The sequence below is a fragment of the Lysobacter antibioticus genome (assembly GCF_000731095.1).
Taxonomy (GTDB): domain Bacteria; phylum Pseudomonadota; class Gammaproteobacteria; order Xanthomonadales; family Xanthomonadaceae; genus Lysobacter; species Lysobacter antibioticus_B.
On the sequence record NZ_JMTZ01000080.1, the window covers coordinates 16,481 to 30,114 of the forward strand.

The 13,634-nt window shown below is 67.3% G+C and carries 16 protein-coding genes; 14 read left to right on the forward strand and 2 right to left on the reverse strand.

Going from position 1 to position 13,634, the window contains the following annotated elements; all coding sequences use genetic code 11:
• Nucleotides 1–185 precede the first annotated feature (185 nt).
• From lepB to recO, 5 genes are all read left to right on the forward strand, one after another.
• Complete coding sequence (gene lepB, locus EX88_RS0119515) at nucleotides 186–971, forward strand: signal peptidase I (protein WP_031373664.1); 786 nt, start codon at nucleotides 186–188, stop codon at nucleotides 969–971.
• 90 nt (nucleotides 972–1,061) lie between these two features.
• Nucleotides 1,062–1,439 (forward strand): DUF4845 domain-containing protein, encoded by a 378-nt coding sequence (locus EX88_RS0119520; protein ID WP_031373665.1) that lies wholly within the window; start codon nucleotides 1,062–1,064, stop codon nucleotides 1,437–1,439.
• Nucleotides 1,402–2,091, forward strand: a complete 690-nt coding sequence (gene rnc, locus EX88_RS0119525; protein WP_051885335.1) for a ribonuclease III — start codon at nucleotides 1,402–1,404, stop codon at nucleotides 2,089–2,091. Before EX88_RS0119520 ends, rnc begins: the two co-directional genes overlap by 38 nt.
• A 186-nt stretch (nucleotides 2,092–2,277) precedes the next feature.
• Nucleotides 2,278–3,171, forward strand: coding sequence for a GTPase Era (gene era, locus EX88_RS0119530; RefSeq protein WP_031373667.1), 894 nt, complete (start codon nucleotides 2,278–2,280; stop codon nucleotides 3,169–3,171).
• A 120-nt stretch (nucleotides 3,172–3,291) separates the two neighbouring features.
• The gene (gene recO / locus EX88_RS0119535; RefSeq protein ID WP_036149542.1) at nucleotides 3,292–4,047 is read left to right on the forward strand and encodes a DNA repair protein RecO; all 756 of its coding nucleotides are present in this window, start codon (nucleotides 3,292–3,294) and stop codon (nucleotides 4,045–4,047) included.
• Between the two features lie 92 nt (nucleotides 4,048–4,139).
• Here recO and EX88_RS0119540 read toward each other — a convergent pair whose 3' ends face one another.
• Nucleotides 4,140–4,871: an Hpt domain-containing response regulator gene (locus EX88_RS0119540; RefSeq protein ID WP_036149544.1), complete on the reverse strand. Its 732-nt coding sequence runs from the start codon at nucleotides 4,869–4,871 to the stop codon at nucleotides 4,140–4,142.
• Between the two features lie 45 nt (nucleotides 4,872–4,916).
• Here EX88_RS0119540 and EX88_RS0119545 point away from each other — a divergent pair, with 45 nt between their 5' ends.
• The 3 genes from EX88_RS0119545 (at nucleotide 4,917) to rlmD (ending at nucleotide 9,182) form a co-directional block, all read left to right on the forward strand.
• Nucleotides 4,917–6,935, forward strand: a complete 2,019-nt coding sequence (locus EX88_RS0119545; RefSeq protein ID WP_152566377.1) for a hypothetical protein — start codon at nucleotides 4,917–4,919, stop codon at nucleotides 6,933–6,935.
• Between the two features lie 115 nt (nucleotides 6,936–7,050).
• Nucleotides 7,051–7,674, forward strand: a complete 624-nt coding sequence (locus tag EX88_RS0119550; RefSeq protein ID WP_031373671.1) for a YdbL family protein — start codon at nucleotides 7,051–7,053, stop codon at nucleotides 7,672–7,674.
• Nucleotides 7,675–7,838: 164 nt separating this feature from the next.
• On the forward strand, nucleotides 7,839–9,182 hold the full coding sequence (rlmD, locus tag EX88_RS0119555; protein WP_031373672.1) for a 23S rRNA (uracil(1939)-C(5))-methyltransferase RlmD: 1,344 nt from the start codon (nucleotides 7,839–7,841) through the stop codon (nucleotides 9,180–9,182).
• A gap of 135 nt (nucleotides 9,183–9,317) precedes the next feature.
• Here the strand turns inward: rlmD and EX88_RS0119560 are convergent, their stop codons facing one another.
• Nucleotides 9,318–9,938 (reverse strand): hypothetical protein, encoded by a 621-nt coding sequence (locus tag EX88_RS0119560; protein WP_031373673.1) that lies wholly within the window; start codon nucleotides 9,936–9,938, stop codon nucleotides 9,318–9,320.
• 93 nt (nucleotides 9,939–10,031) lie between these two features.
• Here EX88_RS0119560 and EX88_RS0119565 point away from each other — a divergent pair, with 93 nt between their 5' ends.
• From EX88_RS0119565 to EX88_RS27220, 6 genes are all read left to right on the forward strand, one after another.
• The gene (locus EX88_RS0119565) at nucleotides 10,032–10,562 is read left to right on the forward strand and encodes a CYTH domain-containing protein (RefSeq protein ID WP_031373674.1); all 531 of its coding nucleotides are present in this window, start codon (nucleotides 10,032–10,034) and stop codon (nucleotides 10,560–10,562) included.
• A gap of 122 nt (nucleotides 10,563–10,684) precedes the next feature.
• Nucleotides 10,685–11,680, forward strand: coding sequence for a beta-N-acetylhexosaminidase (gene nagZ / locus EX88_RS0119570; protein ID WP_031373675.1), 996 nt, complete (start codon nucleotides 10,685–10,687; stop codon nucleotides 11,678–11,680).
• Complete coding sequence (locus EX88_RS0119575) at nucleotides 11,680–12,234, forward strand: hypoxanthine-guanine phosphoribosyltransferase (RefSeq protein ID WP_031373676.1); 555 nt, start codon at nucleotides 11,680–11,682, stop codon at nucleotides 12,232–12,234. Before nagZ ends, EX88_RS0119575 begins: the two co-directional genes overlap by 1 nt.
• 1 nt (nucleotide 12,235) lies before the next feature.
• Complete coding sequence (locus EX88_RS0119580) at nucleotides 12,236–12,994, forward strand: S-methyl-5'-thioinosine phosphorylase (RefSeq protein WP_031373677.1); 759 nt, start codon at nucleotides 12,236–12,238, stop codon at nucleotides 12,992–12,994.
• A 184-nt stretch (nucleotides 12,995–13,178) separates the two neighbouring features.
• The gene (locus EX88_RS0119585; protein WP_031373678.1) at nucleotides 13,179–13,385 is read left to right on the forward strand and encodes a cold-shock protein; all 207 of its coding nucleotides are present in this window, start codon (nucleotides 13,179–13,181) and stop codon (nucleotides 13,383–13,385) included.
• A gap of 21 nt (nucleotides 13,386–13,406) precedes the next feature.
• Nucleotides 13,407–13,634 (forward strand): hypothetical protein (locus EX88_RS27220; protein WP_235186358.1); only part of this gene is annotated, 228 nt, incomplete at its 3' end.

Below are 13,634 nucleotides of genomic sequence, written 5' to 3' on the forward strand. Positions count from 1 at the left end.
CCCGATCCGGCGCAAAGCGGTTGCGATGATCGCCCAGGAGTTTCCGTAACATCATCGGACGGCGAGGGTAGGCAGGGGGTGGGACAGGCGCAACGTAATCGAGCCGTCATGGCCGGTCGCGCACGACGTTCGGCCCGCTGGCTGCGTTTCTCGGCTCCGGCTCACAACACCGCAAGGAAACGGCAATGCGTTGGTTCGAAATCGCACTGGTGTCGCTGACGATATTCACCGGCGTCGTCTGGTTGCTCGACAAGCTGGTCCTGGCCAAGCGCCGCGCCGCGCGCGAGGGCCTGCTCGACGACGGCAAGGAGCCGATCGTCGTCGACTATTCGAAGGCGTTCTTCCCGGTGCTGTTCGTGGTGCTGATCCTGCGCAGCTTCATCGCCGAGCCGTTCCGGATCCCCTCGAACTCGATGATGCCGACCCTGTTGACCGGCGACTTCATCCTGGTCAACAAGTTCACCTACGGCCTGCGCCTGCCGATCACCAATCGCAAGATCCTGGCGATGGGCGAGCCGGCGCGCGGCGACGTGGTCGTGTTCCGCCCGCCGCACCACCCCGAGCAGGACTGGATCAAGCGCGTCATCGGCCTGCCGGGCGACAAGATCAGCTACCGCGACGGCCGCCTGACCGTGAACGGCGAGCCGATCCTCTACGCTCCGATCGGGACCTACCAGGGCCGCGGCAACGGCACCGAGATGACCGGCGCCCAGGAGCTGCGCGAGCAGGTCGGCAACCACGTCCATCGCATCCTGCTGCGCGCCGAGTCGCCGCTGCTGGACCAGGGCGAGGGCGAGTGGGTCGTGCCGCAGGGCGAGTATTTTGTGATGGGCGACAATCGCGACAATAGCGAGGACAGCCGATACTGGGGCTTCCTGCCGGAACAGAACCTGCGCGGCAAGGCGTTCCTGATCTGGATGAACTTCGATGGGGGCGTGGATTTCTCGCGCATCGGCAGCAGCATTCCGTAACGGCGCTACGCCGTTGCGGATGGGGACGAGGTTTGCGAGTGCATCGGGCACGCGCTAACCCGGCACATTGATCAATTGGGGATCGAAGGTATGAAGCGTAACCAGAGCGGCATCACCCTGATCGGGTTCATTCTCCTGCTGGCCGTGGTCGGCGTATTCGCTTACATGGGCATGAAGCTGGTGCCGATGTACTCGGAGTTCTATTCGGTCAAGCGTTCGTTGGCGGACCTCGCCAAGGAGCCAGGTGCCGGGCAGATGACCAGCGCCAAGGCCCGCGATCTGTTCTTCCGCCGCATGGACATGAGCTATGTCGAGAGCGTGAAGCCGACCGACTTCAAGATCGTGCGCAACGACCTGGGCATGGAAATTACCGTGGACTACGAAGTGCGCCGTCCGCTGATCGCCAACCTCGATGTCGTCGGTCACTTCAATGCGGTGCAGCAGTTGCGCACGAAAGACGGTGACTGATTCGTTCACGCATCGTTTCGCGAACCCGGGATTGCTGGAGCAAGCCCTGACGCATCGAAGCGCCGGGGCCCCGCATAACGAGCGTCTCGAGTTTCTCGGCGATGCGTTGGTAAACCTGATGGTGGCGGAAGCGCTGTACCAGCGCTGGCCGCAGGCCGACGAGGGGGCGCTGACCCGCGCCCGCGCCGAGCTGGTGCGCGAGTCGGCGCTGGCGCCGATCGCGCGCACGCTCGAACTCGGCGCGAAACTGACCCTCGGCCCCGGCGAAATGAAGTCCGGCGGACACCGCCGTGACTCGATCCTCGCCGATGCCCTCGAAGCAGTGGTCGCGGCGATCTACCTGGATGCAGGCTTCGAGGCCTGCCGCACCCAGGTCCTGCCCTGGTTCGCCGCGGCGATGGAAGCTCTGCCGCCGCCGCACAAGGTCGGTAAGGACGCCAAGACCCGCCTGCAGGAATGGCTGCAGGGGCGGCAGAAGCCGCTGCCGGTGTATACCCTGATCGCCGAAAGCGGCGAAGACCACGCCAAGACCTTCCAGGTCAGCTGTGTATTGACCCAGCCGCCGCTCAGCGCGGTGGGCGAAGCCGGCTCGCGCCGCGCCGCCGAGCAGATCGCCGCCGAGGACGTGCTGCGCCAACTCAAGGCGGATTGACTGCCTGGGTGGGGCGGGGCGGGAGTCGGGAGTCGGGAGTCGGGAATCGTAAAAGCCGGAACCGTCGGGGTCCTGGTTTCTCGGCGCATGCGCCAGTTCGCGATGTAGCGCTCGCCGATTCTCTATTCCCCATTCCCGATTCCCAGCCGATTTGCTGTTCCCGCCGCCCAGGCGGACAATTCCCCCATGACTTCCTCTTCGCATCGCGCCGGCCACGTCGCCGTCATCGGCCGTCCCAACGTCGGCAAATCCACCCTCGTCAACGCCCTGGTCGGAGCCAAGGTCAGCATCGTCTCGCCGCGCCCGCAGACCACGCGCCATCGCCTGCTCGGCATCGCCACCTTTCCCGAAGGCCAACTGCTGCTGGTCGATACCCCCGGCATCCACCGCGAACAAAAGCGGGCGATGAACCGGATGATGAACCGCGCCGCCCGTGGCGCCCTCGAAGGCGTCGATGCGGCCCTGCTCGTCGTGCGCGCCGGGCAGTGGGACGACGAGGACACCCTCGCGTTCGACGCCCTGCGCGGCGCCGGCTTGCCGGTGGTGCTGGTGGTCAACCAGGTCGACCGCATCACCGACAAGACCGTGCTGCTGCCGTATCTGGCGAAAGTCAGCGAAGGCCGCGACTTCGCCAGTGTGCATCCGATTTCCGCGCTCAAGGGCAAGGGCCTGGACGCGCTGGTCAAGACGGTGTTGTCGCTGCTGCCCGAGCAGGAAGCGCTGTACGGCGAAGACGAGATCACCGACAAGAGCCAGCGCTTTCTCGCCGGCGAAATGGTCCGCGAACAACTCATGCGCCAGCTCGGCGAAGAGCTGCCGTACGCGACCACGGTCGAGATCGAGCGTTTCGTCGTCGACGGCGAATTGCTGCGCATCGGCGCGGTGATCTGGGTCGAACGCGAAGGCCAGAAAGCGATCGTGATCGGCAAGGCCGGTTCGCGTTTGCGCGAGATCGGCGCCAAGTCGCGCGTGCAGATGGAGCGCCTGTTCGGTTCCAAGGTGTTCCTGGAAACCTGGGTGCGCGTGCGCGAAGGCTGGTCCGACAACGAAGCAGCCTTGCGCCAGCTGGGATACGAGTGAGGAGCCGGGATTCGGGGTTTGGGATTAGGGATTAATAAACACAGCCGCCAACTGGCGGGGCCCGATCGCCGCGCATCGCATTGACGAATCCCCAATCCCGAATCCCCACTCCCGGCTCTCATGCACCTCGTCGCCGAATCCGCCTATGTGCTGCACACGCGCCCCTGGCGCGAGACCAGCCTGTTGGTCGAGGTACTCAGCGAGCATCACGGGCGCATCGGTCTGGTCGCACGCGGGGTGCAGGGACCGAAACGGCAGGTGCTGCGCGCGGCCTTGCAGCCGTTCCAGCACATCCGCCTGGATGCCTTGGCGCGCGGCGAACTGGCCCGGCTGATCTCGGCCGAAGCCCTCGACGCGGCCCCGCGCTTCGACGGCGAAGTCGCGCTGGCCGGTTTCTACATCAACGAACTGCTGCTGCGCCTGCTGCAGCGCAACGACCCGTTCCCGGAGCTGTACGAGCTGTACGGCCGCACCCGCGCGCGTCTGCAGGACGAGGGACTGGCCTGGACCTTGCGCTGTTTCGAGCGCGATCTGCTCGATGCGCTCGGCTCGGGCTTCGATTGGAGCGTCGACGCCGAGGGCGTCGCGATCGACCCCGCCGCGCGCTATCGCCTCGACCCCGAGCAGGGGCCACGGCGCATGCTCAGCGATCGCGGCCATGGCGAGCGCAGCGCAGCGGCGACTGGACGGGCCTTGCTCGCACTCGCTGACGACAGCGCGCCGGAGGCGGCCGATCTGCCGGGCCTGCGTCAGGCCATGCGTTCGGTGCTCGCGCACCATCTGGGGCCACGCGGCTTGAAGTCCTGGGAGTTGTTGGCCGATCTGGCGCGGGTGGCGCCGAAGCGCGAGATCCGGCGCGACGACGACGGCAGCTGAGCGTATCGGTTTGGCCGGAACAAACGGCTGCGCATACGCAGTCGCTCGCCCCATTGCTGATTGGAACCAGCCGCAAACCCGAAGCGAAGGATTCAGCCCAGCATCGGCTGAGCGATGGTGTCCTGCGCGGCCTGATCGAAACGCGTCAGCAGCAAGGACGAATCCGGTCGCGCCTGCAGCTCCTGCACTGCCTGCGCCAGGCGTGCGGCGCCGACGAAGCCGCAGCTCGCACGCAGCTTGTGCAGCTCGCCGCGCAAGGCGTCGAGGTTGCCCAGTTCGGCTGCGCTGGAGATCGAGCGCCGTGCGTTCGGCAGTTCCTGGGTGAACAGCTCGCGCAGGGTCGCGATATGGGCGCGATTGCCATTGAGTGCGCGCGCGGCGACCTCGTCGTCCCAGATCGGCGCATCGGCGTCGTCGATCGACGACAGCGCGATCGCGACATCGTGCTCGGGCAGGCCGAGCAAGCGACGGACCGCGGCGCGCACCGCGGACGCGGGCAATGGTTTGACCAGCACTTCGGCGAAGCCCGAGGCGATCAGCCGGTCGCGGACTTCGGTTTCGCCGGTTGCGGTATGAGCGACCGCGAGCGTGCTCGGATGACGCTCGCGCAGACGCTTGAGCAGATCGATGCCGCTGCCGTCGGGCAGGTGGGCATCGAACAGCCAGAGTTGGTAGTCCTCGGCATTGCCGAGCGCCATCGCCGCGGCGAGACTGTCGACGCCGTCGACTTCGGCCGGCACGGCCTCGACCGCGGCGGTCAGGAAGGCGCGGCTGGTCGGGTCGTCCTCGACCAGCAAGATGCGTGGGACTTGGGATGTCTTCATTGCCGGTTCGCTTCCGCCCGCTATCCTGCTTCCATGCTGCGGACCATGTTACGCCTCCTGATCGGTTTGTCGCTGCCCGCTTGCTGGGCGGTGTCGGCCGATGTTGGGGCGGCGACACTGAACGCCAGGATCGCGCGGGTCGGCACCGCCGTGGCCACGCTCGAAGACGTGCGGGTGCGCTTGTCCTGGCCGGCGCAAGCCCGGCAGGGCGAGCTGCAATTGCAGGCCGGGCGGGTCGTGGCGCCGGACCTGGGCTACCGCTTCCGCGATGTGGTCTGGCGATGTCCGCTGCAGCGCGACGGCCATGGCGGTTGGCGCTGCGACGGCGAGCTGCGCGGCGGCACGGGCAAACCCCTGCGGTTGGCGCTGGACCTCGGTGTCGCCACGACCGATGCGCGCTTGAGCCAGGGCGCGAGCCTGCTGTCGCTGCACCGCGACGCGGCGGCGCCCGACCTGACCCGGATCGATCTCGCCCGCGTACCGCTGATCTGGGCCCAGGCCCTGGTGGCCCAGGCCTGGCCGGATGGGCGGATCAAGGGCGGCCGCCTCGACGGTCGTCTCGACATCGACGCGCCGGCGCGGCAACCGCTGCGCATCGCCGGTCCTCTGCAATTGAGCGGTGGGGCGCTGGATACGCCGGATGGCTCGATCGCCGCCGAGAATCTCGGCGCGCGACTGCGGATCGACAGTGAACTCGACAGCCGCGACCGCGTCCTCGTCGACGGTCATCTGGAAGGCGGCGAGCTGCTGTTCGGCAATGCCTATGTTTCTTTGCAGCGCCGGCCGGTCGCGCTGCACATCGAAGCGACGCAACAAGCCGGGGAGGGCTGGCGCCTGCCGCGTTTGTCGTGGCGCGACGACGGCATCCTCGCGCTCGACGGCAGCGCCGCGCTGACACCGGACGCGGGGCTGGCCGAACTCGATCTGAACCTGCGCAGCGCCGACCTCGCGCCGCTGCGCGACGGTTATCTGTCCGGTTTCCTCGGTCTTGCCGGCCTGGCCAAACTCGAACTGAGCGGTGCGGCGCAGGTGCGCTTGCGCATGAGCGGCGAGGAGTTGCGGATGGCCGAAGCGACCCTGATCGACGCGTCGATGAACGATGCCCAGGGGCGATTCCGTTTCGACGGCCTCGACGGCACGGTCAGTTACTCCGCCGACGCCGCGGTCGACAGCGAATTGGGTTGGCGCAGCGGCGAGCTGTACGGGCTGGATTTCGGCGCGGTGCGGTTGCCGTTTTCCAGCGGCGACGGCGAGTTGCGCCTGAACCGAGCGGTGTCGTTGCCGATGCTCGGCGGCCGCGCCGGTTTCGACGGCCTGCGCCTGCGCCCGCCGTCCGGCGGCAAGGGCCTGGACGTGCGTTTCGGCCTCACCCTGGACCGGCTCGATGTCGCCCAACTGTCCAAGGCCCTGGATTGGCCCGCGTTCACCGGCGAGCTGAGCGGTCGCCTGCCCGAAGCGCACTATGCCGACGACCGGCTCGAACTCGCCGGCGGCCTGACCATGCAATTGTTCGGCGGCACCGTCGCGGTGTCCTCCTTGGCGATGGAACGCCCGTTCGGCGTCGCGCCGACCTTGAGTTCCGACCTTGCCCTGGAGAACCTCGACCTGGAATCGCTGACGGGCGTATTCGGTTTCGGCAGCATCACCGGCCGGCTCCACGGGCGCATCGACCACCTGCGTCTGGTCGACTGGCAGCCGGTGGCGTTCGACGCCGAGTTGCATACGCGCAAGGCCCGCGGTGTGCGCCAGCGCATCAGCCAGCGCGCGGTCCAGGACCTGTCCAGCGTCGGCGATTCGTCATTCGTCGGCAGCCTGCAGGACCGCCTGATCGGGTTCTTCGACGACTTCGGCTATGCCCGGATCGGCATTTCCTGCCGCCTCGCCGACGAGGTCTGCAACATGGGCGGCCTGGGGCCGGCCAAGAATCAGGGCTTCACCATCGTCCAGGGGGCGGGCGTGCCGCACCTGGACGTGGTCGGCTACAACCGCCGGGTCGACTGGCCGACCCTGCTCGAACGCCTGGAGGCGGTGAGCAAGGGCGAGGTCAAACCCGTCGTTCAGTGAAGCCATGCCAGCCTTGTCCTATCACGGCGTCGTGCTTCAATAGGCGCCAATCGTTCAGCCCGCGCCGGATGCGCGGGACGCCGCGCAGGACGCGCATAACCGAAAGGACCCGCTCATGCGCCGTTGGATGGGAATACCGGTCGCCGCCGTGATGTTGACGGCTTGCGTCACGATCAACGTTTACTTCCCGGCCGCCGAGGCCAAGGAAGCCGCCAAGGAATTCGTCGAGAAGGTGATCGGCGAGATGCCGGCCGAACCCAAGGCCGAGCCCGGCAAGCCCGGCGGCAGCGCTTCGCTCGAGCGTCCGGCCTTGCAACTGGACCGGCTGGCCGGCCGGGTCGATTGGTGGTCGCTGGTCGGCATCGGCAGCGCCCAGGCGCAGTCGCCGGATATCTCGATCAAGACCCCGGCGATCCAGGCGATCCAGTCGCGCATGGCCTCGCGTTTCGACGGCCAGTTGCGCGCGCATTTCGACTCCGGCGCGCTGGGCTTCACCAACAGCGGCACCGTCAGCGTGCGCGACGCCTCCAAGATCCCGCTCGCCGAGCGCGTCGCCGTCAATCAGGCGGTGGCCGACCAGGGCCGCGATTCGGCCGCGGTGTATCGCGAAATCGCCGTCGCCAACGGCCACCCGGAATGGGAAGCGCAGATCCGCCAGGTGTTCGCCCGTCAGTGGATCGACAGCGCCAAAGGCGGCTGGTGGTACCAGGACGCCGGCGGCGGCTGGAAGCAGAAGTAGCGTTTAGCCGGGAATCGGGAATCGGGAATCGGGAATGAGGAATCGCTAGAAGCAAAGGCCCGCCGTCAGGCGGGCTTTTTGCTTTCTGGAGGGGCCTTGCTCTCAACGATTCCCCATTCTCGATTCCCGATTCCCGAAAATGCGACAATAGCCGGCCTTGATTCCTGCCAGCAGCTGTGGCCCGCATCGATCAAATCCCCTTCGAAGTCGCGATCACCGACTTCACTCATGACGGCCGCGGCGTCGCCCGGCGTCCCGACGGCAAAGCCGTGTTCGTCGCCGGCGCCTTGCCGGGCGAACGCGTCATGGCCAAGCAGACCGCGCGTTCGCGCAGCTTCGACGAGGCGGTGACGCTGGAAGTGCTGGAAGCCGCGCCCGACCGGGTCGCGCCGCGTTGCGCTCATTTCGGCGTCTGCGGCGGTTGCGCCTTGCAGCACCTGGCCGAAGACAAGCAGATCCTCGCCAAGCAGCGTGTGCTGATGGACAACCTGGAACGCATCGGCCACGTCGTGCCCGAGCGCGTGCTGCCGGCGCTGACCGATGCGGCCTGGGGTTATCGCCGCAAGGGCCGGTTCTCGGTGCGTCGGGTCGAGAAGAAGGACAAGACGCTGGTCGGCTTCCGCGAGAACGACCCGCGCTTCGTCGCCGACATCGCCCGCTGCGAGACCGTGATTCCGCTGATCGGCGACAGGATCTCGGCCTTGGCGAATCTCATCGACGGCCTGCAGGCGCGTCGCGAGATTCCGCAGGTCGAGTTCATCGCCGGCGATCCCACGCCCGACTACACCGGTGTGGCGCTGACCTTCCGCCATCTTGCGCCGCTGTCCGAACCCGATCGCGAGGCCATCGTCGCCTTCGCCCAGGCCCACGGTTTCGCCGTGTTCCTGCAGCCCGGCGGCATCGACAGCGTGCACGCGCTGTGGCCGGCCGAGCCGAAGCTCGCGTTCTCGCTGCCGCAGTGGAACCTCGAACTCAAGTTCCGTCCGCTCGATTTCATCCAGGTCAATGCCGGCCTCAACGGCCACATGATCCAGCACGCGATCGACCTGCTCGAACCGCAGCCGCAGGATCGCGTGCTCGATCTGTTCGCGGGCCTGGGCAATTTCACCCTGCCTTTGGCGCGCACGGTGCGCGAAGTGGTCGGCGTCGAAGGCGAAGCCGGTCTGGTGCGTCGCGCTCGCGAGAATGCCGAACACAACGGCCTGGCCAATGCGCAATTCCATGCCGCCGATCTGAGCAAAGACCTCAGCGGCGAATCTTGGATGCGCGAAGGCTTCGACCGTCTGTTGCTCGATCCGCCGCGTTCGGGCGCCGATTTCGTCCTGACCCAGCTGCCGCTGAAGCAGTTCAAGCGCATCGTCTACGTGAGCTGCCACCCGGCTTCGCTCGCCCGCGACGCCGGCTATCTGGTGCGCGAGAAGGGTTGGAAACTGCGTGCCGCGGGCGTGATGGACATGTTCCCGCACACTGCCCACGTCGAATCGATCGCGATGTTCGAGCCGCGCTGAGCGCGAAGCCCGGCTTGCCCGGCATCTGCGAGACTGCGCCGCTGCCCTAAGGGTAGGAGCGGCGCAAGCCGCGACCGCCATCTCTCAAGAATCTGCGCGCTGCCATTGAGGCCTGTGCCGCGCGCACTCGCCGGATCACTCCGGCAGCAGCGACCAATCGGCACCCTGCAGGCGGAAGCGCAGCGGCTTGGAGCCTTTGCCCTGGCTCGGCGTATCCAGCTCGGCATGGCACTCCACCGCATCGCTATCGCGCTCGAGCTTGCACGACTCCAACGCGGTGACGGTAAGAGTGGCGGCGAATTCCTTGAATTGCGCCGCGGTCTTCGGGTCCTGTTCCTGGCCGCCGAGATGGGCCAAGTGCTCGCGCACCAGTTCCTGCGCCCGCGCCAGCGTCGGTTGTGGCGCATCGATGTCCTTCTCTTCGACCACGCGCCACTGCGCGCCGTCGCGGCGGAAACGAAGGGCCGTGTAGTTGTCGCCGATGCTGCCTTCCATCCTGAGGATGCAGGTGGTCTGGGCCGCGTCCAAGGGCTGGCAGCCTTGCACCGCGGCGATCTTCATCGATTCCAGCATGGTCGCGACCAGCAGCGAAGGCGATGGCTTGCTCGCTTGCTTACTGATTTCGGCATCGATGGCGAGGCGGAAGGCGGCCTTGGCTTCATCCAGGCTGAGCGCGGCGTCGGCGGCGAACGCAGCGCCGGGAGCGGACAGCAGGGCGAGACACAACAGGCGGGACGTGAGCGCGATGATAGGCATCCGTGCGGAACTCGGGAGTGGCGGGCGGCGCCCGCGGACCGCGCAGTGTACGCAAGCGCGCGACCGCATCCAGCGGCTGCGTCATAATGGCGCATGGCTATAGAAATCGAACGCAAATTCCTGGTGGTCGGCGACGCTTGGCGCACGGCTGCGCACAAAGTCGTGCCGATGGCGCAGGGCTATCTCAACGATCTGGCGGCGATGGATGCGCCGGTCGCGGGCGCCGCAGCGATGAAGGCCTCGGTGCGCGTGCGCATCGCCGGCGACGAGGCGTTCTTGAACCTCAAGTCGCGCGAGCTCGGCCACACGCGGCAGGAGTTCGACTATCCGATCCCGGTCGAGGACGCACGCAGCCTGCTTGCGCTCTGCGTCGGCGGCATGATCGACAAGCGCCGTCACTACGTCGAACACCAGGGGCACCTGTGGGAAGTCGACGAGTTCCTCGGCGACAACGCCGGCCTGGTGGTGGCCGAGATCGAGCTGGAGCACGCCGAGGCCGACTTCGCCCGGCCCGATTGGGCCGGCGCTGAGGTCACCGATTCGGCGCGCTACTACAACCTGGCCCTGGCGACCCGGCCGTACGCGCGCTGGAGCCCGGCCGAGCGCGACGGCAGCGCCGCCTGAGCCCCGCGCCTGGCGCCTGGCGCCGCCTGAAGGGCCGGAGACGGGCGGGGTACGCCTGTCGCGCCATCTGCGAGACAATGGCCGCGGCGCAGCCAGCGCCGCCTTCTTTCCTGGAGTTCCGCATGCTCGTGATCGGCGTCGCCGGTACCGAACTCACCGCGCAGGAGCGCGACTGGTTGCAGCACGATGCCTGCGCCGGCGTGATCCTGTTCAGCCGCAACTTCGCCTCCCGGGCCCAGGTCGCCGAGCTGTCGGCGGCGATCCGCGAGGCCGCGCCGCGTCCGCAGCTGATCTGCGTCGACCAGGAAGGCGGGCGCGTGCAGCGCTTCCGCGAGGGCTATAGCGCGCTGCCGCCGCTCGACGTGTTCGGCCGGCTCTATGTCAGCGACCGCGAGGCGGCGCTCAAGTTGGCCGAGGAGCATGCCCAGCTGATGGCCAGCGAGGTGCAGGCCAGCGGCGTCGACCTGAGCTTCGCTCCGGTGGTCGACCTGGGACGCGGCAATCTGGCGATCGGCAATCGCGCCTTCGACGCCGACCCGCAGGTCGTGTCCGAATTCACCGCCGCCTACGTCCGCGGCATGCACGCGCGCGGCATGGCCGCGACGCTCAAGCATTTCCCCGGCCACGGCTCGGTGCTGGCCGATACCCATTTCGACGAGGCGATCGATCCGCGCACCCTCGAGGAACTGCGTGCGACCGACCTGATTCCGTTCGTCGCCGGCATCGAGGCCAAGGCCGATGCGGTGATGATGGCGCATGTGTCGTATCCGGCGGTCGCGCCGGAACCGGCCGGCTATTCGCGGCGCTGGATCGAGGAGATCCTGCGCGGCGAGATGCAGTTCCGCGGCGTCGTCTTCAGCGACGACATCGGCATGGCCGCCGCGTTCTCGGTCGGCGGCATCAAGGCGCGCATCGATGCGCACTTGGACGCCGGTTGCGACGTGGTCCTGGTCTGCCACCCGCAACTGGTCGAAGAATCGCTGGCGGCGGTCGCAGGCCGTCGCCTCAACACCGCGGCGCTGACCGGCCTGATCGGTCGCGGCGCCATGGGCTGGGACGGCCTGATCGCCGATGCCCGCTACGGCGAAACCCGCCACCGTCTGGAAGGATTGGCTTGATGACCTCGCACGACCTGGCCGCGGCGCTCGCCGATGCCGAGCTGATTTTCGATCGCGGCACCCTGGAGCGCGAAATTGCCCGCATGGCCGGCAAGATCCGCAACGACTATGCCGGCAGCGTGCCGGTGTACCTGACGATCATGCACGGCGGCCTGCCGTTCGCCGCGCAGTTGGCGATGGAGATCGGCGCACGCGGGCTCGATCTGGAATTCGATTACCTGCATGCGACGCGCTATCGCGGCGCGACCTCCGGCGGCGAACTGGTCTGGAAGCATCGTCCGGCGACGCCGTTGCGCGGCCGTCGCGTGCTGCTCGCCGACGACATCGTCGACGAAGGCCACACCCTGCATGCGATCCGCGAGTGGTGCCTGCAACAGGGGGCGGTGGAAGTGCGCATCGCCGCGCTCGCGGTCAAGGCGCACGACCGTTGCGTCGAGGGCCTGCGCGCGGATTACGTAGGGGTGGAAGTGCCGGACCGCTACGTGTTCGGCTACGGCATGGATTTCCACGAGCAGGGCCGCAACCTGCCCGCGATCTACGCACTGAAGGATTGAGATGAGCGATCTGGCAATCGACCTGGCGGTCATCGGCGGCACCGGCCTGTACCGCATCGCCGAGCTGCAGGATGTCGAGTCGCACCAGCCGGTGACGCGCTACGGCGCGCCGTCGGGTCCGATCCGGGTAGGCCTGCTCGGCGGCCGCCGTGTGGCCTTTCTGGCGCGCCATGGCGAAGGCCATTCGCTGCCGCCGCACCAGGTCAATTACCGCGCCAATCTCGCCGCGTTGCAGGCCCTCGGCGCGCAGCGCGTGCTTGCGCTCAATACGGTCGGCGGCATTACCGAACGGTTCGGGCCGCGCGTGCTGGCTTGCCCGGATCAGCTGATCGACTACACCTGGGGCCGCATTTCGACGATCTGCGAAGAACCGGGCACCGAAGTGCTGCACGTCGATTTCGGCGAGCCCTACACCCGCAGCTTGCGCCAGGCCGTCATCGCCGCCGCGCAGAGCGCCGGCGTGGCCTTGGTCGACGGCGGTTGTTACGGCGCCACCCAGGGCCCGCGCCTGGAGACTCGCGCCGAAATCGTGCGCATGCGCCGCGACGGCTGCGACCTGGTCGGCATGACCGGCATGCCCGAAGCCGGCCTCGCGCGCGAACTCGGCCTCGACTACGCCTGCCTGGCCATCGTCGCCAACTGGGCCGCCGGCGCGGGGCCCGATCCGGACGAAGTGATCACCCTGCAGGATGTGCTCGACAACGTCGCGGCGGCCTCCGCCGGGTTGCCGGCGCTGCTGAGCGCCGTGCTCGATAGGTGATAGGAGTCGCATAAACCGAATCCCGCCGATAGGGCGTGGCCGGTTTTCCCTGCGGACTACGTGATGGATGTGGTCACGCTGAGCCGTTGTCATCCACCGGCACAGTTTGCATACTCGCAATGCGTCTCGTGGCACACATAGCGACGACGCACGTCAACGCATCCAGCATGAGGTCAATAAGGATATGCAGTACGGCACCGTGAAGTGGTTCAACGACGCCAAGGGCTTCGGTTTCATTTCTCCCGAAGATGGCAGCGCGGATGTATTCGTGCACTTCTCCGCGATCAACGCAAAAGGCTTTCGCAGTCTGCAGGAAGGTCAGCGCGTCAGCTACCAGCTGACCCAGGGTCCGAAGGGCGCGCAAGCGTCCGAAGTGGCTCCGGTGGTTTGATTGCGTTGCCCCTCGAGGGCAATGGCTGGCCCGATCGAATCGGACAGTTTCCAAGGCCTCGCTCCGGCGGGGCCTTTTTTCTTTGTGCGGCCGTCGCGTTCGGTTGTGGCTGTAACAGTTGCTGTTGCTGTTGCTGTTGCCGTTGCCGTTGCCGTTGTCGTTGCCGAGATTTTGATCTGCTTTGCCGCTTTGCCGCTTTGCCGGTCAAGCGGAGACCCGGAGGGCGGCGCACAGGACGTGCGCCGTTTT

What these genes read in the sequence shown, in the direction of transcription:
- lepB (WP_031373664.1), top strand. Translation starts at nt 186, where the DNA reads ATGCGTTGGTTCGAAATCGCACTGGTGTCGCTGACGATATTCACCGGC.
- EX88_RS0119520 (WP_031373665.1), top strand. Translation starts at nt 1,062, where the DNA reads ATGAAGCGTAACCAGAGCGGCATCACCCTGATCGGGTTCATTCTCCTG.
- rnc (WP_051885335.1), top strand. Translation starts at nt 1,402, where the DNA reads ATGCGGTGCAGCAGTTGCGCACGAAAGACGGTGACTGATTCGTTCACG.
- era (WP_031373667.1), top strand. Translation starts at nt 2,278, where the DNA reads ATGACTTCCTCTTCGCATCGCGCCGGCCACGTCGCCGTCATCGGCCGT.
- recO (WP_036149542.1), top strand. Translation starts at nt 3,292, where the DNA reads ATGCACCTCGTCGCCGAATCCGCCTATGTGCTGCACACGCGCCCCTGG.
- EX88_RS0119540 (WP_036149544.1), bottom strand. Translation starts at nt 4,871, where the DNA reads ATGAAGACATCCCAAGTCCCACGCATCTTGCTGGTCGAGGACGACCCG.
- EX88_RS0119545 (WP_152566377.1), top strand. Translation starts at nt 4,917, where the DNA reads ATGTTACGCCTCCTGATCGGTTTGTCGCTGCCCGCTTGCTGGGCGGTG.
- EX88_RS0119550 (WP_031373671.1), top strand. Translation starts at nt 7,051, where the DNA reads ATGCGCCGTTGGATGGGAATACCGGTCGCCGCCGTGATGTTGACGGCT.
- EX88_RS0119560 (WP_031373673.1), bottom strand. Translation starts at nt 9,938, where the DNA reads ATGCCTATCATCGCGCTCACGTCCCGCCTGTTGTGTCTCGCCCTGCTG.
- EX88_RS0119565 (WP_031373674.1), top strand. Translation starts at nt 10,032, where the DNA reads ATGGCTATAGAAATCGAACGCAAATTCCTGGTGGTCGGCGACGCTTGG.
- nagZ (WP_031373675.1), top strand. Translation starts at nt 10,685, where the DNA reads ATGCTCGTGATCGGCGTCGCCGGTACCGAACTCACCGCGCAGGAGCGC.
- EX88_RS0119575 (WP_031373676.1), top strand. Translation starts at nt 11,680, where the DNA reads ATGACCTCGCACGACCTGGCCGCGGCGCTCGCCGATGCCGAGCTGATT.
- EX88_RS0119580 (WP_031373677.1), top strand. Translation starts at nt 12,236, where the DNA reads ATGAGCGATCTGGCAATCGACCTGGCGGTCATCGGCGGCACCGGCCTG.
- EX88_RS0119585 (WP_031373678.1), top strand. Translation starts at nt 13,179, where the DNA reads ATGCAGTACGGCACCGTGAAGTGGTTCAACGACGCCAAGGGCTTCGGT.